22 protein-coding genes are annotated in these 21,352 nt (G+C 45.9%); 11 read left to right on the top strand and 11 right to left on the bottom strand.

The window, feature by feature from the left end:
* Window positions 1–56 precede the first annotated feature (56 nt).
* Together QUA74_RS17925 and speD are read left to right on the top strand one after the other, a co-directional pair.
* Window positions 57–1,118: a pentapeptide repeat-containing protein gene (locus QUA74_RS17925; protein WP_333331703.1), complete on the top strand. Its 1,062-nt coding sequence runs from the start codon at window positions 57–59 to the stop codon at window positions 1,116–1,118.
* Window positions 1,119–1,578: 460 nt separating this feature from the next.
* Window positions 1,579–2,001 carry an adenosylmethionine decarboxylase gene (speD, locus tag QUA74_RS17920; RefSeq protein WP_006633984.1) on the top strand — a complete coding sequence of 141 codons (423 nt, stop codon included), beginning with the start codon at window positions 1,579–1,581 and terminating at the stop codon, window positions 1,999–2,001.
* An 84-nt stretch (window positions 2,002–2,085) separates the two neighbouring features.
* On the opposite strand, the gene QUA74_RS17915 is transcribed toward speD, so the two are convergent.
* A complete protein-coding gene (locus QUA74_RS17915; protein ID WP_333331701.1) occupies window positions 2,086–2,682 on the bottom strand; it encodes a hypothetical protein in 597 nt (198 codons plus the stop codon).
* A gap of 145 nt (window positions 2,683–2,827) precedes the next feature.
* On the opposite strand from QUA74_RS17915, the gene queF reads away from it, so the two are divergent.
* Entirely contained in the window at window positions 2,828–3,247 is a 420-nt protein-coding gene (gene queF, locus QUA74_RS17910) for a preQ(1) synthase (protein ID WP_333331698.1), read from the top strand.
* A gap of 116 nt (window positions 3,248–3,363) precedes the next feature.
* On the opposite strand, the gene QUA74_RS17905 is transcribed toward queF, so the two are convergent.
* The 4 genes from QUA74_RS17905 to QUA74_RS17890 all read right to left on the bottom strand — a co-directional run bounded on the left by QUA74_RS17905 (window position 3,364) and on the right by QUA74_RS17890 (window position 7,549).
* Window positions 3,364–3,504, bottom strand: a complete 141-nt coding sequence (locus tag QUA74_RS17905; RefSeq protein WP_333331695.1) for a hypothetical protein — start codon at window positions 3,502–3,504, stop codon at window positions 3,364–3,366.
* A gap of 313 nt (window positions 3,505–3,817) precedes the next feature.
* Window positions 3,818–5,230 carry a cytochrome c biogenesis protein gene (locus tag QUA74_RS17900; protein WP_333331693.1) on the bottom strand — a complete coding sequence of 471 codons (1,413 nt, stop codon included), beginning with the start codon at window positions 5,228–5,230 and terminating at the stop codon, window positions 3,818–3,820.
* 325 nt (window positions 5,231–5,555) lie between these two features.
* Window positions 5,556–6,287, bottom strand: a complete 732-nt coding sequence (locus QUA74_RS17895) for a cytochrome c biogenesis protein CcdA (RefSeq protein ID WP_445251649.1) — start codon at window positions 6,285–6,287, stop codon at window positions 5,556–5,558.
* Between the two features lie 545 nt (window positions 6,288–6,832).
* The gene (locus QUA74_RS17890) at window positions 6,833–7,549 is read right to left on the bottom strand and encodes a pentapeptide repeat-containing protein (RefSeq protein WP_333331690.1); all 717 of its coding nucleotides are present in this window, start codon (window positions 7,547–7,549) and stop codon (window positions 6,833–6,835) included.
* Between the two features lie 593 nt (window positions 7,550–8,142).
* On the opposite strand from QUA74_RS17890, the gene QUA74_RS17885 reads away from it, so the two are divergent.
* Window positions 8,143–8,853 carry a tetratricopeptide repeat protein gene (locus QUA74_RS17885; RefSeq protein ID WP_333331687.1) on the top strand — a complete coding sequence of 237 codons (711 nt, stop codon included), beginning with the start codon at window positions 8,143–8,145 and terminating at the stop codon, window positions 8,851–8,853.
* Between the two features lie 150 nt (window positions 8,854–9,003).
* Here QUA74_RS17885 and QUA74_RS17880 read toward each other — a convergent pair whose 3' ends face one another.
* On the bottom strand, window positions 9,004–10,353 hold the full coding sequence (locus tag QUA74_RS17880) for a peptidylprolyl isomerase (RefSeq protein ID WP_333331684.1): 1,350 nt from the start codon (window positions 10,351–10,353) through the stop codon (window positions 9,004–9,006).
* Window positions 10,354–10,472: 119 nt separating this feature from the next.
* Here QUA74_RS17880 and QUA74_RS17875 point away from each other — a divergent pair, with 119 nt between their 5' ends.
* Both QUA74_RS17875 and QUA74_RS17870 read left to right on the top strand, forming a co-directional pair.
* Window positions 10,473–11,024, top strand: coding sequence for a peroxiredoxin (locus QUA74_RS17875; protein ID WP_333331681.1), 552 nt, complete (start codon window positions 10,473–10,475; stop codon window positions 11,022–11,024).
* 238 nt (window positions 11,025–11,262) lie between these two features.
* Window positions 11,263–11,424: a hypothetical protein gene (locus QUA74_RS17870; protein ID WP_333331678.1), complete on the top strand. Its 162-nt coding sequence runs from the start codon at window positions 11,263–11,265 to the stop codon at window positions 11,422–11,424.
* Here the strand turns inward: QUA74_RS17870 and QUA74_RS17865 are convergent.
* Window positions 11,421–11,777 (bottom strand): phosphate-starvation-inducible PsiE family protein, encoded by a 357-nt coding sequence (locus QUA74_RS17865; protein WP_333331675.1) that lies wholly within the window; start codon window positions 11,775–11,777, stop codon window positions 11,421–11,423. The genes QUA74_RS17870 and QUA74_RS17865 overlap by 4 nt on opposite strands.
* Window positions 11,778–12,309: 532 nt before the next feature.
* Between QUA74_RS17865 and QUA74_RS17860 the strand changes: the two genes are divergently transcribed.
* Together QUA74_RS17860 and clpS are read left to right on the top strand one after the other, a co-directional pair.
* The gene (locus QUA74_RS17860) at window positions 12,310–12,912 is read left to right on the top strand and encodes a superoxide dismutase (protein ID WP_333063623.1); all 603 of its coding nucleotides are present in this window, start codon (window positions 12,310–12,312) and stop codon (window positions 12,910–12,912) included.
* Between the two features lie 253 nt (window positions 12,913–13,165).
* Window positions 13,166–13,459, top strand: coding sequence for an ATP-dependent Clp protease adapter ClpS (clpS, locus tag QUA74_RS17855; protein WP_172185659.1), 294 nt, complete (start codon window positions 13,166–13,168; stop codon window positions 13,457–13,459).
* Window positions 13,460–13,571: 112 nt separating this feature from the next.
* Here the strand turns inward: clpS and QUA74_RS17850 are convergent, their stop codons facing one another.
* On the bottom strand, window positions 13,572–14,690 hold the full coding sequence (locus QUA74_RS17850; RefSeq protein ID WP_333331672.1) for a tocopherol cyclase family protein: 1,119 nt from the start codon (window positions 14,688–14,690) through the stop codon (window positions 13,572–13,574).
* A 179-nt stretch (window positions 14,691–14,869) separates the two neighbouring features.
* Here QUA74_RS17850 and QUA74_RS17845 point away from each other — a divergent pair, with 179 nt between their 5' ends.
* Entirely contained in the window at window positions 14,870–15,451 is a 582-nt protein-coding gene (locus tag QUA74_RS17845; protein WP_333331669.1) for an Npun_F5749 family FMN-dependent PPOX-type flavoprotein, read from the top strand.
* Between the two features lie 98 nt (window positions 15,452–15,549).
* Here QUA74_RS17845 and cysE read toward each other — a convergent pair whose 3' ends face one another.
* Window positions 15,550–16,356 carry a serine O-acetyltransferase gene (gene cysE / locus QUA74_RS17840; RefSeq protein ID WP_333331667.1) on the bottom strand — a complete coding sequence of 269 codons (807 nt, stop codon included), beginning with the start codon at window positions 16,354–16,356 and terminating at the stop codon, window positions 15,550–15,552.
* 181 nt (window positions 16,357–16,537) lie between these two features.
* Window positions 16,538–17,020, bottom strand: a complete 483-nt coding sequence (locus tag QUA74_RS17835) for a hypothetical protein (protein ID WP_333331664.1) — start codon at window positions 17,018–17,020, stop codon at window positions 16,538–16,540.
* Between the two features lie 335 nt (window positions 17,021–17,355).
* Here QUA74_RS17835 and QUA74_RS17830 point away from each other — a divergent pair, with 335 nt between their 5' ends.
* Together QUA74_RS17830 and mrdA are read left to right on the top strand one after the other, a co-directional pair.
* Window positions 17,356–17,589: a hypothetical protein gene (locus QUA74_RS17830; protein WP_333331661.1), complete on the top strand. Its 234-nt coding sequence runs from the start codon at window positions 17,356–17,358 to the stop codon at window positions 17,587–17,589.
* Window positions 17,590–17,610: 21 nt separating this feature from the next.
* Entirely contained in the window at window positions 17,611–19,437 is a 1,827-nt protein-coding gene (mrdA, locus tag QUA74_RS17825; protein ID WP_333331658.1) for a penicillin-binding protein 2, read from the top strand.
* A 130-nt stretch (window positions 19,438–19,567) separates the two neighbouring features.
* On the opposite strand, the gene QUA74_RS17820 is transcribed toward mrdA, so the two are convergent.
* Entirely contained in the window at window positions 19,568–21,322 is a 1,755-nt protein-coding gene (locus QUA74_RS17820; protein ID WP_333331655.1) for a DUF3352 domain-containing protein, read from the bottom strand.
* Window positions 21,323–21,352: the final 30 nt, after the last annotated feature.

Below are 21,352 nucleotides of genomic sequence, written 5' to 3'. Positions count from 1 at the left end.
AAATTTTCAGACAACATAGAACATCGAGAAATTAAGGAAACTCACTCAATTTTTTTATGAATTTCACTGAGCTTTTAAGTGCCGATGAACTTTTAACTAGACATAGAAACGGGGAACGAGATTTTCGAGGGGCTAACCTCATTGCAGCTCATTTGAGTGAAGCTAATCTCAGTCGAACAAATTTGAGCAACGCTAATTTGAAAGGTGCCAACTTAATTAGAAGCAAACTGATTGGAGCTAATTTAAACGCCGCCGACTTGAGCGGGGCTAATTTGTCTAAGGCGAAATTAATTGAAGCTAACCTCGGAAGTTCTAGTTTAACTGGAACTGTGGCGATCTCCGCAGATTTTAGCGGGGCAAATCTCAGCGGAGCAATATTGTCTCAGGCTGACTTGAGCAAAGCTGTGATGACGGGAGCGAGTTTAGTAGGAGCTTGTTTGCTAAGCGGCTCAAAACTAACGGAGGCTAATTTGAGCGGGGCGACGCTGAGCCGAGCAATTATGAGCGGGGTTGACTTAAGTAGAGCAAATCTGACGAGAGCGATTCTCAGCGAGGTAGATTTGACCGGGGCGAACCTGAGCGGAGCAACTTTAACTCGGGCTTATCTCAATCGCGGAAATCTCAGCGGCGTCAATTTAGTTGGGGCTTGTTTGAGCGAAGCAAGTCTGCGGGAAGCTTCTATTAGCGCTGCTAATTTAAGCGGTGCTGACTTGAGCGGTGCTGACTTGCAATCGGCCAATCTAAATGGCTCTAATTTGAGCGGTGCCGACTTGCAGGGAGCTAATTTGAGTAAAGCTAATTTAAATGGTTTGATTCTGCACAATGCGGATTTGAGGGCTGCGAATTTGAACAAAGCTTCTTTGCGGGGAGCTAACTTGAGCGGTGCGAATTTGGCAGGTGCTAGCTTGCTGGAAGCGGATTTGCGGGGGGCGAATTTGAGTCACGCCAATTTGTCGGGAGCGGGTTTGCTCCTAAGTTCTCTGACAGGGGCGAATTTGACAGGAACTAATTTGTCCGAGGCTAATTTGATTGGGGCAAGCTTGAATGTTGATAATTTGAATGAAGCAGCTTTGGGCGGGGCGATTTTGCCGAATGGAGCTACTCACAGCCGGGATTGATCAAGGGAGCATCTCAGTTTTGTAAAAAGCATTTTTTTTATTGTAGTGCGAGCGTCCCCGCTCGCGTATTGTACAATACGCGAGCGGGGACGCTCGCACTGTAAATGCAAAAGTGAGATGCTCCCATTGATCAGTTGATTAAGGGAAAATAGTTTTGAGTTTTAAGTTAAAGATTATTTAACTTAAAACTCAAAACTTTTCGAGCTTCAGCCCCATCGGCAACTTCTTCAACCGGATTCGCGGTATCAACCCTACTCTCAACCGCAATTCTGTCGCCGTGCAGTTCCACAAGTTGACGCGCGCGCGCCAGCCCCAATCCCAAACTCCCAAATCTACGACTTAGGGCTCCATCCTCCTAATCTTCATCTTTCTTTGTGAAAGATACTTGCAAAATTTTTGACACCGTGCTATGGTTAAAAGGTTTGAGACTTAGAAATCAATAGAGGTAAAACCCCGCAGAATGAAACAATTGGGAACCCATCTGGTCGCTGATGCTTGGCAGTCTCCTGGAGACCTGCTCAACGATCCTGAACGTATCCGCCGCGCTATTCTCGATGCGATCGAAGCCGGAGGAGCTACTCTCATCGATTTGTGCGTACACCAGTTTAGTCCTCACGGAGTGACAGCTACTGCTACTTTGGCAGAGTCTCATATAGCAATCCATACTTGGCCTGAACACGGTTATTTTGCTGCAGACTTATTTTTCTGCGGAGCCGGCGACCCTCACCGAGCCATGAAGGTGCTACAGACAGCTTTGGAAGCTAAACAGGTAAAACTCACTGAGTTCACGCGCGGTTTCGAGCCAGGGGTGGGAATTGTAGGCTCTGCTTGTGAAGAGCAGTATGCCCCTCGTTCAGTAGAAACGAGTGCCGCCAGAGGATGATGGCCAATTAGCGTAACTTTGAACAATTTATGCTAGGTTTTGTTTAAAATCCCACGGATCGAACCGTGGGATTCTTGTTGGAATTTACTTTTTCATTAATAAAGGGCGGACAACTAAATAACCTGCACCGAAAGCTGCAATCACAATCAGAAAAATTGCGATCGCCAACCACAATCCGCTTAAGTCTGAGGTTTTTTTGAGTTGAGATCGCACACGGTAAGGAGTTTCCGGCACCTCTGTAAATAATTTTTCGGGAAGTGGCTGCGGCATTGAGGTGGCTGTTGGCTGCGTTTCCGGTAGTGGGAAGGGGAAAGCCACTGTCTGAGGTGGTTGAGGTATGGCAGAGTTAGTCTGGGAGGTTACAGGTGGTGGGGGCGGAGGTTGAACGCTGAAATTAAATTTGACTGACGGCATTTGAGGCATCCCTGTCTGGGTGACACTCTGAGCCGAGTTGACTACTTGCTGTAACTGTTGGGATACTTGAACTACTGTTTCTACTTCTCGCCGCAGTTGTTGATTTTGTTGGACTAATTGCTGATTGTGGGTTTTGAGGGAATCGAGCATCGCTTGGGCTGCTTGCAGCTCTGCCGTGACTTCTCGATAGAGGGAAATCGGTACCGATGGAGAGTAACTATTGGAGTTTTCAGGGGAAGTATTGTCAGATAAGGTAGTATTTTGCATAATTGTAGATGGCGAGGGTGAACTTGTTTTAGTTTAGCCTGAGAGTATTTGCAATTAGATCGATCGCAACACAATTCGTCAAGATATTTGTTACAGATATTGAACGTAAATTAAATTTAATGTTACAAGTTATTAGTCAATCGCTATGAACAACTACGCAGCCGAACAAAGTATGTCGCAAAAGTCAAGCACCGAGGAAATGAAATACGGCGAACGCCAGATTTTGGAAGGGGAGTTAATTACTTTCCCCAATCCGCGAGTCGGGCGGCGCTACTCAATTAACATTACGTTGCCGGAGTTTACTTGCAAGTGCCCATTTTCTGGCTATCCCGATTTTGCGACAATTCACGTTACTTACGTGCCAGACGAGCGGGTGGTAGAGTTAAAGGCGCTGAAACTCTACGTTAACAGTTATCGCGATCGCTACATTTCTCACGAAGAATCGATCAATCAAATTTTAGACGATTTTGTGGCGGCTTGCGCGCCGCTGGAAGCGACGATTAAGGGCGATTTTTCGCCGCGCGGGAACGTCCACACCGTGATTGAGGTGCGGCACGAGAAGTAGGTGAAGTCCCTGTGAGTTGTCCGCCCGCTTCAAGTGTTTTAGCGGGCAGGTATCTCATCGGAGAGAGATTCCAATGACATAAATTGTTTGACATCTAATATTTCAATCAACACCAGTTATCCGCTGCTAGAATAGTGCAGAATCATGTTTCCTTCATCTTCGGCATAGGCGATCGGGCGATGGCGTTCCGCCCCGCAAGCTACGGAAATTTCGATCAGCATCGCATCTACATCAGGGCTATATCTAATCTTTTTCATATCTTGACCTCTTACCAGGATAAGCAGTAATTACTAAAATTTTCTCATGATATTCTTGGTAAACTACTCTTAGGACAAGCCCATTCAATCTCTGTTGACAAATAAACTTTCATTCACCACTTGCTTCTAACTTAGTAGGGCTTCTAATAGTTTCACAAATCAAATCTGTTGATATTGTAAGCCCGCGACTTTCTAAAACCTCTATTTTTAGTAATGCGTGTTGACTGAATTCAATCCTTTTTGTCACATTTATTTCCTCTTTAATTATCCTTTTTATCCATCGGTGTAAGGTGGGGCAATGCCCACCCTACAATTAATTTTGACTGGCTAGAGAAGTCTCGGCGATCGCACTTTTTTCCTCGGCTGTTTTCGATTCGGCCAACTTGTCCAAAATCTCCACAACTTCTCTTTCAAAAGTCACCTGAGCGCGATTTGTGCGCCCGCCGACGTATAGTTTGCCGTCCTTTTCCAAAGCCCAAATCTGCGAGTGAGACAGATAGCTCATCAGCACGCTGAGCATTAGCAACCCGAAGCCAGTATAAACGATCGGAATGCCCGGATCAGCTTTAATTTGCAATCCCGTACTGCCTACAACTTCGTCAATTGCCAGCATCACTCCGTTAACTTCCACCGCTGTGCCGGCGCGAACTGTAGTTAACAATTTGCCATCCGTACCGTACACTAACATCGTTCCTTGCAAGTCTTTTGCTAGCAGAGAAACTCCCGCACTCAAATCGGGTTTTGTGGGAATCCAAGCACCCCAAATTCGACCTTTACCTTGGGTGTCTAGCTGAGCCATTGGCAATTGTAAAACCGGGCTTTTGTTGAGGCGAACTCGCACGGCGGCTATTGCCCAATCTGCTTGATAAAATGTGACTCCCCGGTATCTGAGGGGCTCGTTAACGTGAATGGTTTTGCGATCGACTTCTTGGCCTGTTTTGTCCAAAACTGACAAGTCAGAGTAAAATTGGTCGATCGCACCGCTCGGACTATAATCGATCCAGAACCGATTAACTCGCATCGACCAATCCTTCGGTATTTGCGGCCCCGCCCAAGGCCCCGCATCCAGGATATTCTTCACCTGAAATGTTTCGCCGCTGGGAACCATTTCTTGACCGAGAAATCCCGTCATCGCGCCCCACATCGACCCAGCTAAAATAATTAGCATACTGGCGTGAACAATAATCGGGCCGATTTTACCAATTATTCCCTTGCGAGCATAAACTTTTTCGCCTTCTCGAAAGATGCGGTAGTTTTTTTGCTGCAAAAGGTATTCTAGCGAAGTTAAAGCAACTGTTTCTAATTCCGCACTGAGAGCTAATTTTTCAAACTGCTTTGGTTCTTCATAAAATTTCCAGCGGCGCGCGGCTTTTAATGCGGGAAATTGTCGGGTAAATGTACAAGCTGTTAAGCTGCTGCCGAACAAAATTAGGATGGACAAAAACCACCAAGTGCGGTATACGTGGTCTAGTCCTGCAATTAGCACAACTTTCCAAGTTAGGAAGCCGAACAAAGCCGGGTGTTCTGGATAGTTAGATTGGTAAAACGGTACTGATTGACCTTGTTCGATGACAGTGCCGGAAATGCTGAAAAATGCGATCGCCAGCAGTAAGATAATTGCCAGCCGCAAATCTGCTAGCACCGGCAAGATTTCTCGCTTGAAAAACCTTTGAGGGGCAGTCGCCCAGTTTGATAGTTTAGAGAGAAATACTTCTTTTGATGTCATTGGTAATTATGAAGGAAGTTCGGCAACGGATTTTGTAACGGATGTAACGGATGTCAGGAAGTTCGGCAACGGATTTTGTAACGGATGTAACGGATGTAACGGATGGAAGAAGGGAGAAGGAAGAAAAAGGAGCTAAAAACAAAAAATGAATAAAATATTATTATTTTTATCGAGGAAGTCTCAATCAATTTTGAATTCTTTCTCTTTTCTTTCTTTCTTCCTTCGTGTTCTTCGCGTCTTCGCGGTTCGTTAAAAAAACTTAATTCACGCATTCCGTAGTGACTGCTATATCTTTAAATAAGGACTGAAGTCCTTACTACTAAACTTAAGCGGGAAGGATGCGGGAAAGCAGAGAGAAAACGCCAAATCCTACTAGCAAAACGCCACTAACAGGCGTAATCCAACTCGACCACCGACGTAATTCTAACAACTTTTTAATGCTGGCCGTGAAAGTACCTGCTATAATCAGCGGAGCGACGTAGCCAGCAGCGTAAAACAGCAGCAACACACCACCTAAAACTGTATCTCCCGTTTTGGAAACCCAAGCTAAGAGTGTAGCTAAAACCGGCGTGCTGCAGGGAGACGCTACTAAACCAAAAGTTAAGCCCAATAAGTACGATCGCACCCCCGCCGGCAAATCTTTTGGAACCCACCCCACAGCGTCGAAAGACGGCATTTGTAAGGGTAAAGCTTCGAGTAAATTCAGCCCCATTAGAATAGCAATAATGCTGACAAGAATCGGCAAACCCAGGCCAATTTTGCCGTAAACTTGTCCCGCGAGTGATGCTACAATACCTAAACCCGCAAGGGTGGTGGCCAATCCCAGGGAAAACCATGCAGACTGGGCTGCAGCTTGCAGGCGACTTTTTGCTTCGTATCCGCCGATGTAGCCGATCGTGATTGGCAACATAGAAAGCATACAGGGCGTTAAGCTCGTTAGCAACCCTGCCAGAAAGATGACTCCGATGCTGACTAAACTGAGGTTTGTCAGTTGAGTATTTACTAAATTATTAGCAAATTGTGCGAGTTCGTAAAGTTGAGTTTGCAGGGTTTCCATCAGTCGATTTTAGATTTTAGATTTTAGATATTAGATTGACTCCACAGCCGATCGATTTTAGATTTTAGATATTAGATTGACTCCACAGCCGATCGATTTTAGATTTTAGAGATGCTCTACAGATGAATCTGGGAGTTTAAACTAAATATCTAATATTTTTGCTCTTCACGACTCCTGTCGGGGGCTTGTATCCCTAGGCAGGTGACTTCCGGTTCGGGGCTGTTCTGGCTTTGTTGAAAATTGTAACAGATGCGCGCTGGTTCGGTTTGAGATTTAAGATTTTAGCGATATTTACTGGTTGGGAGTTAAAAGGTCGATCGCACCCTGGTTTAAATTAATATCTTGACAGCATCCTCAACAAGCTGTTGGCAACGGGCGCAGCTTGGGAGTTAAAAGGTCGATCGCACCCTGGTTTAAATTGATATCGTGACAGCATCCTCAACAAGCTGTTGGCAACGGGCGCAGGTACAGCAGATAATTCATTGACTGCGAAATCGGCCCGAAAGCCTGTTGTTGAAATTCTCCAAGCAGACTTTAATTTAACTCTACTTTAAATTAAAGCCACTTTCTTCATTAATAGAGCCGTCTGGCATTATTGCCCCTGCCAGCACCGCACCTCTGAGATTTGCTCCCGTTAAAATAGCGCCTTCTAAATTAGCATTGCTCAAATTTGTGACTTGTTTGGAACCTCGGAAAAAGAAGCTGTGCAAGTCAGCACCTGTTAAATTAGTGTCTGCCAAATTAGCATATTGCAAGTCAGCACCGTGCAGCGTCGCATCCGTTAAATTAGCTTGGGTAAGATTGCTTCCCCAAAGTCGAGAATCTAAGACATTAGCATCCTGTAAATTGGCGTGGCTCAGATTTGCCAAAGTCAGATTCGCATCCCACAACTTCGTGCAGTTGAAATTAGCTTCGGTTAAATTGGCTCGACTGAGGTCCGTGCCTAAAATATCAGCATTTGCTAAATTAGCGCTGCTGAGGTCTGCGTCAGAAAGATCCGCATTTTTTAAGTTAGCACCGGACAAATTAGCACCGGACAAATTAGCCCCGGACAAATTAGCTTCTTGGAGATTAGCTCCCCGCAAATCGACAGCGCTCAAATCGCACTGTTTCCACAGAAAGCTGACGCACCAATTATCTTTTAATAGCTGACTCAAATCCTCCGAATTCGCGGCCATCACAGGAGGAGTTAAGTAGAGAGTGAACAGGACAATCGCCAACACCGCAGCGAAGAAAGTTTTCAACCTCATAACTCTTTTCATTGACACTAATTTGGGTCATAAATTATTGATGTCTAATCAAAGCATAGCAAATAATCTGCAACTTTCCTCAGCAAGATTACTCAAAAATATTAGTGTAATGAAAGGTTAATCAGGGTTGGCGCAGGCACAAACTTAACTCAGCCAGTCTTAGACGCGCTTTGAGCTAGAAACCCGGTTGCTTCACAGATGCCTCGCTGCCAAACTAATATTTTTCCTAAAAACCTGGTATAAGATAACCGCAAGTTCGATCAAGATTTGCCAGTGCAATATCGCTACAAAGTAATACTTGCAGCAGGCAGTTGCGATCGCTTCCCCAGGGGCATACCTGCAAACAATCCTGGTATAAACTGCTCAATATGGGAATCAAGAAACCGCTTCTCTAGCCTACAAGCCTTATATTTAAAGGGTTCTAGACGCAATTTTTGTTAATTGCGATCGGCATCACTAACTAAGCCCAACTTTCATCACACAACTCAAGCCCCAGTATCACCCAATCGCATCAAACTTATCACGTTCATGAGAGTATGGATATCACTGCCAATAGCTCAAGTATGGAGGAAAATAAGAGCATACAGTTGAAAAACACTTCTCCCATGCCTACTATTCCCCTTCTCCCAACCCAATTAGTTGTTACAACTATTGTCAATTCGATCGAATCTTTGGGATTTACTAATATTGCAGGCGTATTTTCGGGGGAGCAAGCTGAATCCCGACAAGAGGCCAATATAAAAGTTAGTACCAAAAAGTTTTACACTCAGGGTTTAAAAAATCTCAAAAAACAAGACTTTCACGGTGCGATTAAAAATTTTACTGCCACAATTAACATTAATCCGCAATTCGCGTCAGCTTACAACGATCGCGGTGTGGCCCGCTACAAATTAGGCTACAAGCAATCGGCGATCGAAGATTTAACTACAGCCATCGAACTCAATCCTTACCGAGCTAAGTATTACAGCAATCGGGGGTTTATTCTGACTCGTTTAAAAGATTATACTGCTGCGATCGCAGATTACAACTCGGCACTGCTGCTCAACCCCAATTTCACCCAAGCTTACTTTAACCGAGGTGCAATCCGCCTGCAAATGGAGAATTCCCTGGCAGCACTAGCTGATTTTGAGTCAGCAATTCACCTTGATCGCGATTTTGCTAAAGCTTACTTCAACCGAGGAGTGACTAGATATAAATTGAGAGAGGTTCAGGGAGCATTTGAGGATTTCCAGAAAGCAGCAGGGCTTTTTAAGCTGCAGGGGAGAATGGATTATTATCAAGAGGCAGTTTCTCAAATTACAAAGCTATGGTGTTAGTTGAATTTGGCAATTGGGAATAGGGAATAGGGAATTGGGGAATTGGGAATGGAGAATTGGGACGGGGGAATTGGGGAATTGGGGAATTGGGAATGGAGAATTGGGGACTTTGTAAGGTGCCGCATAAGCACCCTACACCTATAGTTAAAGTTAGCCAATTCTCAAGGCTGCATCGCCAGTTGGTAGATCGTTAGGACGAGCAATCGTAGATAAAGGAATTGCAAAGGCTGCATTTTGAACAGAGGCGACAGTAGAATTTTGTACCACCGTAGAAGCCCCTGCCAAGTTAATGACAGTATTGCTTCCAGATTGAGTGAATGTAGTATCGGATAATTTTCCTGTCAAAGCAATACGATCGCCTTCCTGTGGTCTAAAATCAACTATTGTATGACTTGTCGGGGGTAGGGTAATAAAAGGAAGAGAAGCAGGATCTACTCCGAGCAAAACAAAAGTATCTGCACCACTACCTCCTGTGAGAGTATTGTTGCCGGTATCTCCAATCAAAATATCATTGCCATCACCACCAATTAAGATATCATTCCCTTGACCGCCTCGCAAAAAGTCGTTACCAGCATCACCATTGAGAGTATCGTCAGCGAAATTGCCAATCAGAATATCGTTGCCAACACCGCCGCTAATCGAGTCGTTGCCTTTGCCACCTCGCAAAAAGTCGTCACCCGCTTCGCCCGTGAGGGTATCGTTGCCTTGGCTGCCATTAATTGCATCATCAGTGGGTGAACCGAGGATGCGATCGTTTGCGCTACCTCCCAGTACACCGCTGGGATTTTGCTGAGAGTCTTGGGAAGTGACTTGATAGTTGTTGGGGGTATTTGGCAGTCTGAGCGCTCCCAAAGATAGATTTACGAAATTGGTACTATTAATTAAATCGTTGAGCACATTAACATCGCTAATTATGCTAGAAACCCGACTGGGAACGATTCCTTGAACGACTTTTGCAGTTGAAATGCGATCGCCCTGCTGCACCGCATTCACCGTTTCAAAACCTTGAATAACGTTGCCAAAAACAGCATAATTACCATCCAAAAATGGCAAATCATCCAAAGCAAAATAAAACTGCGAAGAAGCCGAATCCAAAGCATTAGAACGAGCCATTGCCACGGCCCCGCGAGTGTGCTGCAACTGCGGCGTCTGGGTTACAACTTGGTTGTAAACAGGTTGCGCGGCCCCTTGCGGCTTAATTTCCAAAGGAATAAAACGCGCCTGATTGGTATCCGGGTCAATAAAACTACCCGTTCCCAATTGACTGGCTGGAATTGTAGGATCTTTGCTGCGCGGATCGCCTCCTTGCACCACAAAAGGATCTGGCTGGCGCACAACGCGGTGAAACATCACCCCGTCGTAAATGTCGCGTTCAACTAAGTCAACAAAATTCCCCCCAGTAATCGGGGCATTAGTGCCGTCTACTTCGATCGTAACGGGTTGACCGTTAATTACCTGGACTACTATAACTTTGCCTGTTAACGGGAGTGCAGCGCTCATGGGTAAATTGCTATTTGAGTGAGTGATATTGGGGTTTTAGAAGCAATCCGCGAATTGCCCCTACCCATTTAATCAGAAAACTGTAAACTTGTGTTAAGTACAGTTCTACTTCTAAATTTATGATGTCTCGCCGCAACTTTTTTAGCACTTTATTGGCAATTTGTCTAGTTTTTCTAAGTTTCAATTTTGCCACACCTGCATTTGCCCTCGGCGGCAAGCTTCCTCCGGTAAATCAACCAGCGCCGGAGTTTTCTTTGCCAACCAACAGTGGCGACGGACAAGTCTCCCTCTCCGATTATCGCGGTAAGTGGCTGGTAGTCTATTTCTATCCGAAAGACTTTACTTCGGGTTGTACGATCGAAGCACGGAGATTTCAGGAAGACTTGCCGAAATACTTGGCAAAGAATACTCAAATTATCGGCATTAGCGCTGATGATGTCAACTCTCACGCGGAATTTTGCGATTCCGAAGGTTTGAAATTTCCGCTGTTAGCGGATACCGACGGTAAAGTGAGTAAAGCTTACGGTTCTTGGATGAGTTTTATCTCCGCGCGACACAGTTTTATTATTGACCCTGAAGGCATTTTGCGGGAAACTTTTGTGAAGATTAATCCGGCGATTCATTCTAAAGAAGTCTTGGCTCGTTTGGGGGAATTACAGGCAAACGGGTAATACCATTTTAGATTTTAGATTTTAGATTTTAATAATTAGGAATGGCCGATGAAGCTTGTATTTGTAGTGAGGACTAACGTCCTCTGTATTTTCAGAGGATTTTAGTCTTAAGTAAAAACGTTATCAGGTTGATTTTACGGGAAATGATGGCTGGTAACGTGACAAGCAATATCAGAGTAAATCTAAAATCTAAAATCGCCTGTGCCGCCCTACTCAATGAGAATTAAACTGGCGATTGATGGCAACAGAATCGGAAGAAGATTCCGGCTCGGAAATTTTTCTATTTCTGTTAGCAAGGCGGCGTTCCGGGTCAATTCCCTCGAAGGTTGGTGGCAACCAAACTCGGACTACCAACAACACTCCCAAAACTAGCAAAAAAGCGCCTGTTGATAATATTTAACCCCAGGGAGTTTCCAGCACTCCCCGCACGATAACTTCTCGTAAAACAGATACTATACAAACTTCCACAGCCACCCCTATCGAAACGCGCTTCTCTTGCAAGTAAATAATTAGCAGCCGAAATAATTCCACCAAAACTAATAAAAATAGAATGTCTGCCGTCACTTGCTGAAAATTCAAAGGAGGCAGCAGCGAGAAAAACATTTCTCGCAGTTCGATTACCATGAAACAGAACAAACCAATACACAAAGAAATTACAATTAAATCTTGAACTGTTTCGAGAGCGCTGACTATTAATTTTAGATTCAACCATTGCGGGGGGTGATTAATCTGGTTATTTGAACGGTTTTGCATAGACGGCTCCTCCAATCTGTTTGACTTGTTTACAGCTTAAGTTAAAGTGAGCTTATCTTTGACAAAAAATCCTTTTAATTTATTTATAACCATTATAAAAATTCCCTCTGTTGACAATTTCCCACAAACTTTTATTTACCGCGCAGGCGGGTTGACATTTTGCAAAATTTTGTGCTATTCACGACCTGCTATTAGTAGATTTGACTGGTGGAAAGCAGAAGCCAATCGATTTTAGATTTTAGATTTTAGATTGAAGAATGGGATTTTTGAAAAAAGCGACCTCACGGATGAATCCGGGGGCTAGTTATCGGATACTATATTTTTTATTTCTGCACGGATGAATCCGGGGGCTTGTACCCTGGCTGATGAAGGTCAAAATCCTAAAATGCTGCAACTGCTATAAAATAGGAAAATTGTAAAGAATTATTTACCACAGCTTGATAAACTCAAGCTAGTGACTCTCGGCTTTAATCATACAAAAGCCACCAAGTCAACCGAAAAACCAAAAGTAATCCAGAGAGGATTGAACACAATGGCATTTGAACTCGCACCATTACCTTTCGCCGCTGACGCGCTAGAACCAGCTCATATGTCGGCCAACACGTTTTCGTTCCACCACGACAAGCACCACGCTGCTTACGTCACCAATCTGAATAAACTGATTGAAGGGACTGAAATGGCGAGCAAATCCCTTGAAGAAATTGTCAAGGAATCTGCTAAAGACCCATCCAAAGCAGGCATTTTCAACAATGCAGGTCAAGTTTGGAACCACAATTTTTTCTGGAATTCGCTCAAACCGGGCGGCGGCGGTACTCCCACAGGAGCTTTAGCTGACAAAATCAACGCCGACTTCGGCAGCTTCGACAAATTCAAAGAAGAATTCAAGACTGCTGCGACAACTCAGTTCGGTAGCGGCTGGGCTTGGCTGGTTGTGGACAACGGTACTTTGAAAGTTACCAAAACTGCTAACGCTGACACCCCGGTAGCACACGGGCAAACTCCGTTGCTGACTTTGGATGTGTGGGAACACGCTTATTATTTGGATTTCCAAAACCGCCGTCCCGACTACATTACTAATTTCTTGGATAATTTGGCTAACTGGGATTTCGCAGCAGCAAATTTGGCTGCGGCTTAGTAGCATCTGAGTTTGAGGACTAAAGTCCTTACTACACAACTTGATAGGTTGGTAGTGAGGACTTTAGTCTTTGTTGAGATGAGTATTAATTAACTTGAGTTTGACGGGCGGGGTGCAACCCAGGGTGCAGCGGTGAAAATAAACCTCGAAGCCGCTCGAACTGCCAAATAGCGGTTAAAAATTTCATAAATTGGGTTATACTGTAATCGGTAACTCTTTTACGAATTTTGTAGTTTCAGTGGCTGTTCGCGCGATGACCTCTTCACCAACCATAGCACCCGTTCGATCGAGTCAAGTTACCCGCAAACCTTATCCCAACTATCGGGTAATAGTCCTCAACGACGATTTCAACACATTTCAGCACGTTGTGGAATGTTTGACCAAATACATTCCAGGGATGACGAGCGATCGAGCTTGGAAACTCGCCAACCAAATCCACCACGAAGGCCAGGCCACCGTCTGGGTTGGCCCGCAAGAGCAAGCAGAACTTTATCATATGCAATTGAGCCGTGCGGGACTGACAATGGCTCCGCTAGAGTCTACTTGAAAAGTGTGTAGAAGGCCCGAAAGTTCCATTGTTTGTTCGTACTTAATCTCCAAGTGTTCTGACTCAACTTAACAGTTAACTGTTAACTGTTAACTGACTAATGACTAATGACTTAATTCGATCGCCAAACTTCATCCCAAGGCCCGCCCCCAACTTCTAAACCCGATAAAGAACTTTGAGCCTCTAAGATAATTCTAGAACGCTGCTTGCCATTTTTTTCAACATTTCCCCCCAACAACTCTCGCAGTTGCAAGCGCAATTCGCCGTGCGTCGTATCCCGGCAGCAAAAAGCCATGCCTTTTTCTGTAGGAGTTCGCACATAAGTACCAGGACTGTTTGTAGTGCCAATCAACTCAATTTCAAATTGGCTGTTTCTAGCCTGCATTTTCCAGCTTCCCCAAGGTTCAATAGTCCAACTAACTTGCGAATTCCAAGGCACAAATTCGTAAAATTTGCCTCGGTAATGCAGACAAATCATTGCTACCGATTCCATCCACCACAGCACGCCCCGCTTGCCGCCGCCAGCAGTTAAAGCTAAATCCTTTTCGCCTTGAAAACAATTGCAATTAACCCAAAACCACTTTTGCGGAAAAGCACCGCCCCAGTTTTTTTCGCTGTAAGCGGGAGCATCTTTAAATTCGTAGCGTTCGTCATTCCAATCGATCCAGCCCGTGGCTAAACCGTGAGCCATTAAAATTTGCCATCCCGGTTCAAATATGGGTAGAAAAGATACCATTCCCGCCGTAGATTTCTGGATTTCCTCAGAGTTTCCCCAGCCATAAATAGGTTTAATTTCGTACTGCCAAAAACAGTGGCTGCCGCTTCCTGGATCGTGCAAATAACCTTGATTCAAAGTAGCAGTAGCTTGATAGCCTTCTTCGACGCGGCTGTCGAATACTTGCGGCTCTAAATATTGGGGTTTAATTTGTAAATCTGTTCTGCCCCAATGTCCCAAACCCAAGCTTTCTCGGTGCGCCCAAAACTTATTTACATCTGGAAAGGTGCGACACAAATAGCTATCTTTCGGGCCTAGAATCTGAGCCGCACCGCCACTGTAAGGTTGACCGCCTCTGGGATCTTCGATGGAATACATGAATGCAAAGGATTGTCCGTGAATCGGTAATGTTATTCGGTAGTACCAGCCTTCAAAAAAGCGCCGGGAACTGCCGTCCCAGTGGTAGCCGCTGTGGGGAGTTTCAATAGTTTTGAGTTTTGAGAGTGAATTTGACATAAAATTACCAATAGCAGAAAGAAGAGTCAGTAGTCATTAGTCAGTAGTCATTAGTCATTAGTTAACGGTTAACAGTCAACAGTCAACAGTCAACGGTTAACAATGCCCTGTTTGGCCAATGCCCAATGCCTAATGCCTAATGACTAATGACTAATGACTAATATGATAGGTTATTAATTATGTCTTTAGCACTTTGGCGATCGCCCTTAGCTCACGCGCTCCACCGCAACCGCAGTCTGGCTTTTGCCCGTTACTTGCAACTAGCAACTGTTCGCCCCACCGGGCGTCCGGCAAACCGCACTGTGGTGTTTCGAGGCTTTTTAGCAGATACTAATCAGTTGAAATTTATTACAGATATTCGCAGCCCAAAGGCCGAGGAAATTAACCTCTATCCTTGGGGGGAAATTTGCTGGTATTTCCCGAAAACTCGCGAACAATTTCGGATTGCTGGAAAGCTAGTTTTGGTAGGGGCAGATTATCCAGATGCCCAGTTGTGCTCATCGCGGTGCACAACTTGGCAGGAGCTTTCTGAGGCGGCTAGATCACAGTTTGCTTGGCCTCATCCGGGGGATGAAAAAGCCGAGGCTAGTGCTTTTGATTCTGCTTCCCCAGATGCGATCGAGCCGCTGCCTAATTTTTGCTTGCTGTTGTTGGAACCGGAAACGGTGGATTTGTTGGAGTTGCGGGGGGAACCGCAAAATCGATCGCTTTATCGGCGCGACGGGGAGGGAAATTGGTCTGTGCGATCGGTTAATCCTTGAAGTCAGTTGACTGTTAACTGTTGACTGTTGACTGTTGTCAGTAGGAAAGTTTTAAGTTGAAAAATTCCCAATGACAAACTCAACACTCAAAACTATTTTTAGATGCCGGTGCCGTCGAAAAATTCTTGAATGGCTTTATCTTTTAACTTGCAGCTAGGGGTTGTAACTAGCTGTGTTTTTTCGGCTACGGCTACATTGCTGGCTTGGTTTAAAGCTTCTGATACTGAGTGGAAATTGTGGGAATTTGGAACAGAATTTAAGGAGACAGATTGTTGAGGAAGCAAACTTTTTACTTGCTGTTCGAGGGATTCGATACGATCGAGCAAAGAGCGAATTACCACCGCTTCCGAATCCGGCAAACTGCCGTGTTCTAGGGGATTGACGCGCACTCCCGATCGATAGACGATGCGGCCGGGAATCCCTACCACTGTACAGTCAGATGGTACGTCCCGGAGCACGACCGAACCTGCGCCGATACGAACGTTGTTGCCAATTTGCAGATTGCCGAGTACCTTGGCGCCGGCACCTACAACTACATTTTCGCCGACGGTAGGGTGACGCTTGCCGCTTTGTTTGCCAGTTCCGCCAAGGGTGACACCTTGGTAAATTAGGGCAAAATCGCCGATAATCGCTGTTTCGCCGATCACAACCCCCATACCGTGGTCGATGAATACGCTTTTGCCGATGGTTGCCCCTGGGTGGATTTCAATTCCGGTCAAAAAGCGAGCAATGTGGGAAATCAAGCGGGGGATGAAGGGAAGCCCCAACACATAAAGCCAGTGTGCGAGGCGGTGCAGCACTAGGGCCTGAAGACCGGGGTAGCAAAACAAAACTTCCAGCCAGTTGCGAGCGGCAGGGTCGCGATCGAAAATTATACTGAAGTCAGCTCTAAGAGTCTTTAGCACTTTCGGAGTTACCTATTTTGGTTAAACACGCCACTTTCGATTTTACATTTTACTTGATGGCGGAAGTGAGCGGTCGATCGGGAGATTGGGGGATATTACGGAGTGGAACCGTGAGAGAGTGCGAGATGGGGGGAGAATTTGATGATATTTTATTGTCACCATCCAACAGCGCCGCTGCGTTCTATTCCTGTACTGAGATTGTATAGTTAGACTTGACTCCGGGTTCGAGAGTACCTACCCAAATCCTGTAAGAGCCTGCTTGCCAGTCAGAATCAAGTATGGCAGCATCTTTATTCTGACCTATATCGTCTCCGCAGCGCACCGCATTACCGGGGCCTTGTACGAGTAAGGTTGTGTCCTTGCCTCCGCTGTTGATTTGGAGTGTGAGTTTTGAAAATTTTTGCTGCAAGACTATGATGTGGTCGGGAGTTGGGGTGGCAAAACCCAAACATTTGTTTTTGTGGCGATCGGCGTTGGCTATGGCAGATAGAGAGTACGATCCGCCTGTGGAACCTCTCAAAACTGCTGTTGGGGCTGCAAAACCTCGCGATAAAGTTAAAGTGCCGAAATTGGCTGTTTCTGCTAAAACTGGTAGGGCTGCGATCGCCGCGATCGCACCCAAGAGCGCACCGTTTTTGAAATTGGCTCCCTGATTAAACAACATGGCAATACTCCTCGGTCACAACTTAACATCACAATTCAGAATTTACCCATCGCAGCCCCTAGAATCCCAACTCGGGAGGAAGAATAATTTTTTTTAAATTCGTTCAAAACCTCGTGGCTTCTCTTCCTTATGTCTATCAGGACAATCCCTGTACGATCGCGCTCGCTTGTGCCACTCGGATTTCTGCCACAGGCGATCGACTAATATCCGAAATTGTACGGTGTTAAGATGATAAATTTGATACTCCTAGCCTTGCTGTTGGCGATCGGTTCCCTATTGACACAGGCCTTGGTATTGTTACCTATAGGTCTATCTGGCTGGCTCCACCTCCCTAATTGGCTGAGCCTGACCTTGATTTTTCTGGCTATTTCTTGGTGCTTGGGGGATTAGTCAACAGTCAGCAGTCAACAGTCAGCAGTCACCAGTCAGCAGTCATGAGTGATGAGTTATTAATGATTAGTCAAAAGTTAACGATCGATCATTCCGCTTCCCCCAAGGGTCAAGGCCCGATTGGCCCCGGTTTGATGATGTATACTTCACAAGGGACAATTCAAGAATCTAAAATCTAGGATTTGACATCTACCTATAGAATGATGCAACGACAAGTTTATTCGATATCAGGATTTCACTCTTCTGACAAAAGCCTGGGGGAAACTCCTAAAAAACAGGATCGTCCGATACACCGGGCGATCGTGTTAATGCTGGTGGCAACCGGTTTGCTGGGCCTGCACGCTAGTCGGCTGGTGGAATTACAACTGGTACAAGGGAAGCAAAACCGGGAACGAGCGGAAAACAATCGCGTTCGCCTAGTGCCAATGGCGGCGAATCGCGGACACATTATCGATCGCAAAGGCAAGTTGCTAGCGGCAAACAATTTAGCTCGATCGGTATATTTGTGGCCGAAAGAACAAACGCCGGAACAGTGGAAAGCGACAGCAGAAAAATTGAGTCCGCTGGTTAAAATCCCGGTCGAAGAAATTTTAAAAAAAATAAAAGAGGTCGATCCTCTATCCTACAGACCGGTGCGGCTCAAGCAAGCAATGCCGCCAGAGGTGTTTGTGCCGCTAGCAGAACAGGTGGGACAACTGCGGGGAGTGGAAGTGAGGCCAGAAGCGAACCGCTACTATCCCGAAGCGAGTTTGGCGGCTCACGTTATCGGATATATTGGCGAGGCTACCACAGCAGACTTGGAAGCTCATCCCGAATATCCGATGGGGATGATTGTCGGTCAAATGGGCATAGAAGCGAGCTCTAACCAGAAGATTGCCGGAGTTTGGGGCGATCGGCTGATCGAGATAAATGCCAACAATCAAGAATTGCGGCTGGTGGGAGAGACACCGCCCAAACCGGGCGAGGCGGTGCAGCTAACCATAGACTTGGAAATGCAAAAAGCAGCCGAAAAAGCCCTGGGGAACCGCCGGGGAGCAGTAGTGGCCCTAGATGTCAAAACTGGCGCGGTATTAGTTATGGCAAGCTACCCAACTTTTGACCCCAATCTGTTTACGCGAAAAATGACTAAGGATGACTGGGCAACTCTTCAAGACCCGGAAAATTCATTTTTAAATCGTGCTATGCAAGGCTATCCCCCCGGCAGCACGTTTAAAATTGTGACTTCCGTCGCGGGTCTGGAGTCGGGCAAATTTTCGCCGGACTCAATTCTCGGTACTTCGTCTTACATTACTGTGGGGGGAATTGATTTTAACGAACACAGGGGCGGTTTCGGCGACATCGGCTTTCGGGATGCTTTGGCTTTCAGCAGCAATACGTTTTTTTATCAAGTGGGGATTAGTACCGGGCCGGAGCAAATTTCTAAGTGGGGACACCGCCTGGGAATTGGCAAGGAGACGGATTTGAATCTTTTGGGGCTAGGCGGCGGCAATCACGGTCAAGCCCCGACGCCGGCCGAGAAGGAGAAAATATATAAAGAACCTTGGTATGCGGGTGATACGGTAACGATGTCGATCGGGCAGGGGTTGGTGTTGATGACCCCTTTGGAGGGGGCGGTGATGGTGGGTTCGATCGCTAATGGGGGCTATCGCGTGAAGCCTCATCTTTTGACTTCTATGACCGGCACAGCGGAGACTCAACGGGTACATACGGGGATGAAACCTTCAACAATTCAGGTGGTTAAGGAAGGACTGATCGCGGTAGTTGCCCAGGGTACGGGACAGGGGATGAATGACGGTACGATTCCGATGACGGCGGGCAAAACAGGGACTTCGGAGGTTATCGGAGAGGAGGATCACTCTTTGTATGTGGCGTTCGGGCCCGCTGAAAAGCCGGAAATTGCGATCGCCGTGGTTGTGGAAAATGGCGGTTATGGTTCTGTTGCCGCGGCCCCGATTGCCAAAGATGTGTTTCAAGCTTATTTTGGGCAACCTAAAAACGTGAAGCAGCCAGTAGTTATTAGTCCTTAGTCATTAGTCAGTAGTCAGTAGTCCTTAGTCCTTAGTCCTGAGTTATTGGGAATGGGGAATTGGGCATAGTGTCTTGTTTTTCTTCTTCCTTCTTCCTGATGACTAATGACTACTGACTAATGACTACTAACTAATTCAGCCGCATAAATATAGTAGCTTTGCGAATTCCTGTTATTTCTCCCGTACTGGTGACGGTGAGCGATCGCAAGTGGTCGAACAATGGTCTTGCCGAAAGTTCAATTAACCTCAACAGCGGGATTTGTTTTTCCCAAATTGCCCTGCTGGAGGGCCAGTCTAAATAAAAATAGCCGTCGTTAGATGGCGGTAGCGGTTCAATGCTGGTTTGAAAATCTTGATTGGCAACTAAAGAACCTGTTGAGGCTGCTTCTAGTGCTGCGTCCATTGCTTCTACTGAGGTGGTGAAAATTTCGTATTTGCCGACGGTGGCTCGGACTCCTTTTGCCTCGGTTTCGATCGCACTTTTTCTATTATTTTCTTTACCATAATTTGGACTCGTTGTCAACTGCGTCCAAGCGGTAATTTTCTGGTTTCTGAGACTGAAGCTGCCGATGCTGTATTCTTTGCTGCGGGCAATTTCATCGAGTTTGTCGATCGCCTTTTGGGAATCAGCAGAGTTTTCGGCGGCAAAAATCCAGTCAGCACTATTTGACGAATTCGGAAGCACTGCTAAAGCGTATTCTCCTTGTACCCAGTTAAATATATCCTGCGGCAGGTTGACTCCCCAAACTTGCTGAATATCTCCGAAGGTGCGATCGACTAATTTTGAGACTTCTGCATTAGTGGACACCGCCGATGACAAATCAGCCCAAAAATTCCTTAAATCGCTGCTGGCGACCGCGAAAGGACTCGCTGAGGGAATGTACTGCAAGGCTTGCACTGGTTCGGAGAGTGTTGGAGAAGCTGTGTTTTCTCGCGATGTCACTAAAGCAGTTTGAGCCAGCAATCCTCGTCGGTTGACTCCGACAGCAACTGCGAGAGAATTAAGAGAAACTTGGGGATTTTGCTCGGTTTGTGACTGTGGCAGATTGACAAATGCTAAAGCGATTCTGCCTTGAGTTAGCTGCTGCAAAGCTTTTTGATATTCGGGGGTATTGTTGAGATTTAAGTTGGCTGATTCAACGTTATTAATTGCCTCTCGAATCACATTCGGACTGTTGGCAAATAAAACAAAATTTGGGTTATTCCCAGAATTTAGATTATCGCCGATGGCTGCTGTTGCGAAACTGGATGGCAACTTTGAATTCGGCAGAAAAAACTGGTTAAAAGGCGAAAGCGAAGCAGATTTTTTCTGGGCGGTGGGTGCTTGTTTATAATTAATTTTTACGCCTTTATATAGTTCCGAATGAACTGTTTTATCGGAACGAGATTGTTTTCGCCAGTAGGAGTCGAGAAATTGTTGGCTGCGATCGACCTTTTGGGAGGAAACGGCCAGCAAAAACCCGGTTTGTTGGCCGTTGCTGCTGTCGCCATCGAAATCAGGCGTTGTGACTGCGAGGGTAATTTCGTCACCTATCCAAGGTTGGATATCTCGACTGTAATCGAGGCCTGTATTGCCGAGGAAACTTTTTTTGATTTGCTCAAATTCGGCGTGCGATCGACTTCTTTCTTCGGGAGTGGCAAAAACTTGTCGCAATGCTTCGAGGCGATCGGGATTTACCAGCATTGAAGCTAACAAAGGTGCTTGTTTCGAGACAAACACAGCCGCAGCCGGAGTAGTTGTCGGCCCGCCAGCGAGCAAATTCAGGGGAGTTTGAGTTGTCAGCCAGTAAAAACCACCGGCACTCAAGCCTAAGAGTGCCAACACGCCAGCAATGAGGAAAGAAAAGAACGATCGCAATTTCATCGGCAAATGACAAATTACCACAGTCTCTGATTATACACCCAGAACCCGGAC

Source organism: Microcoleus sp. LAD1_D3, assembly GCF_036702135.1.
In the GTDB taxonomy this organism is placed as follows: domain Bacteria; phylum Cyanobacteriota; class Cyanobacteriia; order Cyanobacteriales; family Microcoleaceae; genus Microcoleus.
The sequence above is the reverse complement of the archived record's forward strand: the minus strand, read 5'-3'. Positions and strand labels throughout refer to the sequence as shown.

Excerpts from the sequence above, each read along its gene's own strand:
- QUA74_RS17875 (WP_333331681.1), top strand. The coding sequence starts at position 10,473 with ATGATGTCTCGCCGCAACTTTTTTAGCACTTTATTGGCAATTTGTCTA.
- mrdA (WP_333331658.1), top strand. The coding sequence starts at position 17,611 with ATGATGCAACGACAAGTTTATTCGATATCAGGATTTCACTCTTCTGAC.
- QUA74_RS17860 (WP_333063623.1), top strand. The coding sequence starts at position 12,310 with ATGGCATTTGAACTCGCACCATTACCTTTCGCCGCTGACGCGCTAGAA.
- clpS (WP_172185659.1), top strand. The coding sequence starts at position 13,166 with ATGACCTCTTCACCAACCATAGCACCCGTTCGATCGAGTCAAGTTACC.
- QUA74_RS17885 (WP_333331687.1), top strand. The coding sequence starts at position 8,143 with ATGCCTACTATTCCCCTTCTCCCAACCCAATTAGTTGTTACAACTATT.
- QUA74_RS17845 (WP_333331669.1), top strand. The coding sequence starts at position 14,870 with ATGTCTTTAGCACTTTGGCGATCGCCCTTAGCTCACGCGCTCCACCGC.
- QUA74_RS17900 (WP_333331693.1), bottom strand. The coding sequence starts at position 5,230 with ATGACATCAAAAGAAGTATTTCTCTCTAAACTATCAAACTGGGCGACT.
- QUA74_RS17865 (WP_333331675.1), bottom strand. The coding sequence starts at position 11,777 with ATGCAAAACCGTTCAAATAACCAGATTAATCACCCCCCGCAATGGTTG.
- queF (WP_333331698.1), top strand. The coding sequence starts at position 2,828 with ATGAACAACTACGCAGCCGAACAAAGTATGTCGCAAAAGTCAAGCACC.
- QUA74_RS17915 (WP_333331701.1), bottom strand. The coding sequence starts at position 2,682 with ATGCAAAATACTACCTTATCTGACAATACTTCCCCTGAAAACTCCAAT.
- QUA74_RS17895 (WP_445251649.1), bottom strand. The coding sequence starts at position 6,287 with ATGGAAACCCTGCAAACTCAACTTTACGAACTCGCACAATTTGCTAAT.
- QUA74_RS17905 (WP_333331695.1), bottom strand. The coding sequence starts at position 3,504 with ATGAAAAAGATTAGATATAGCCCTGATGTAGATGCGATGCTGATCGAA.
- QUA74_RS17850 (WP_333331672.1), bottom strand. The coding sequence starts at position 14,690 with ATGTCAAATTCACTCTCAAAACTCAAAACTATTGAAACTCCCCACAGC.
- QUA74_RS17925 (WP_333331703.1), top strand. The coding sequence starts at position 57 with ATGAATTTCACTGAGCTTTTAAGTGCCGATGAACTTTTAACTAGACAT.
- QUA74_RS17890 (WP_333331690.1), bottom strand. The coding sequence starts at position 7,549 with ATGAAAAGAGTTATGAGGTTGAAAACTTTCTTCGCTGCGGTGTTGGCG.
- QUA74_RS17835 (WP_333331664.1), bottom strand. The coding sequence starts at position 17,020 with ATGTTGTTTAATCAGGGAGCCAATTTCAAAAACGGTGCGCTCTTGGGT.
- QUA74_RS17880 (WP_333331684.1), bottom strand. The coding sequence starts at position 10,353 with ATGAGCGCTGCACTCCCGTTAACAGGCAAAGTTATAGTAGTCCAGGTA.
- speD (WP_006633984.1), top strand. The coding sequence starts at position 1,579 with ATGAAACAATTGGGAACCCATCTGGTCGCTGATGCTTGGCAGTCTCCT.
- QUA74_RS17870 (WP_333331678.1), top strand. The coding sequence starts at position 11,263 with ATGGCAACAGAATCGGAAGAAGATTCCGGCTCGGAAATTTTTCTATTT.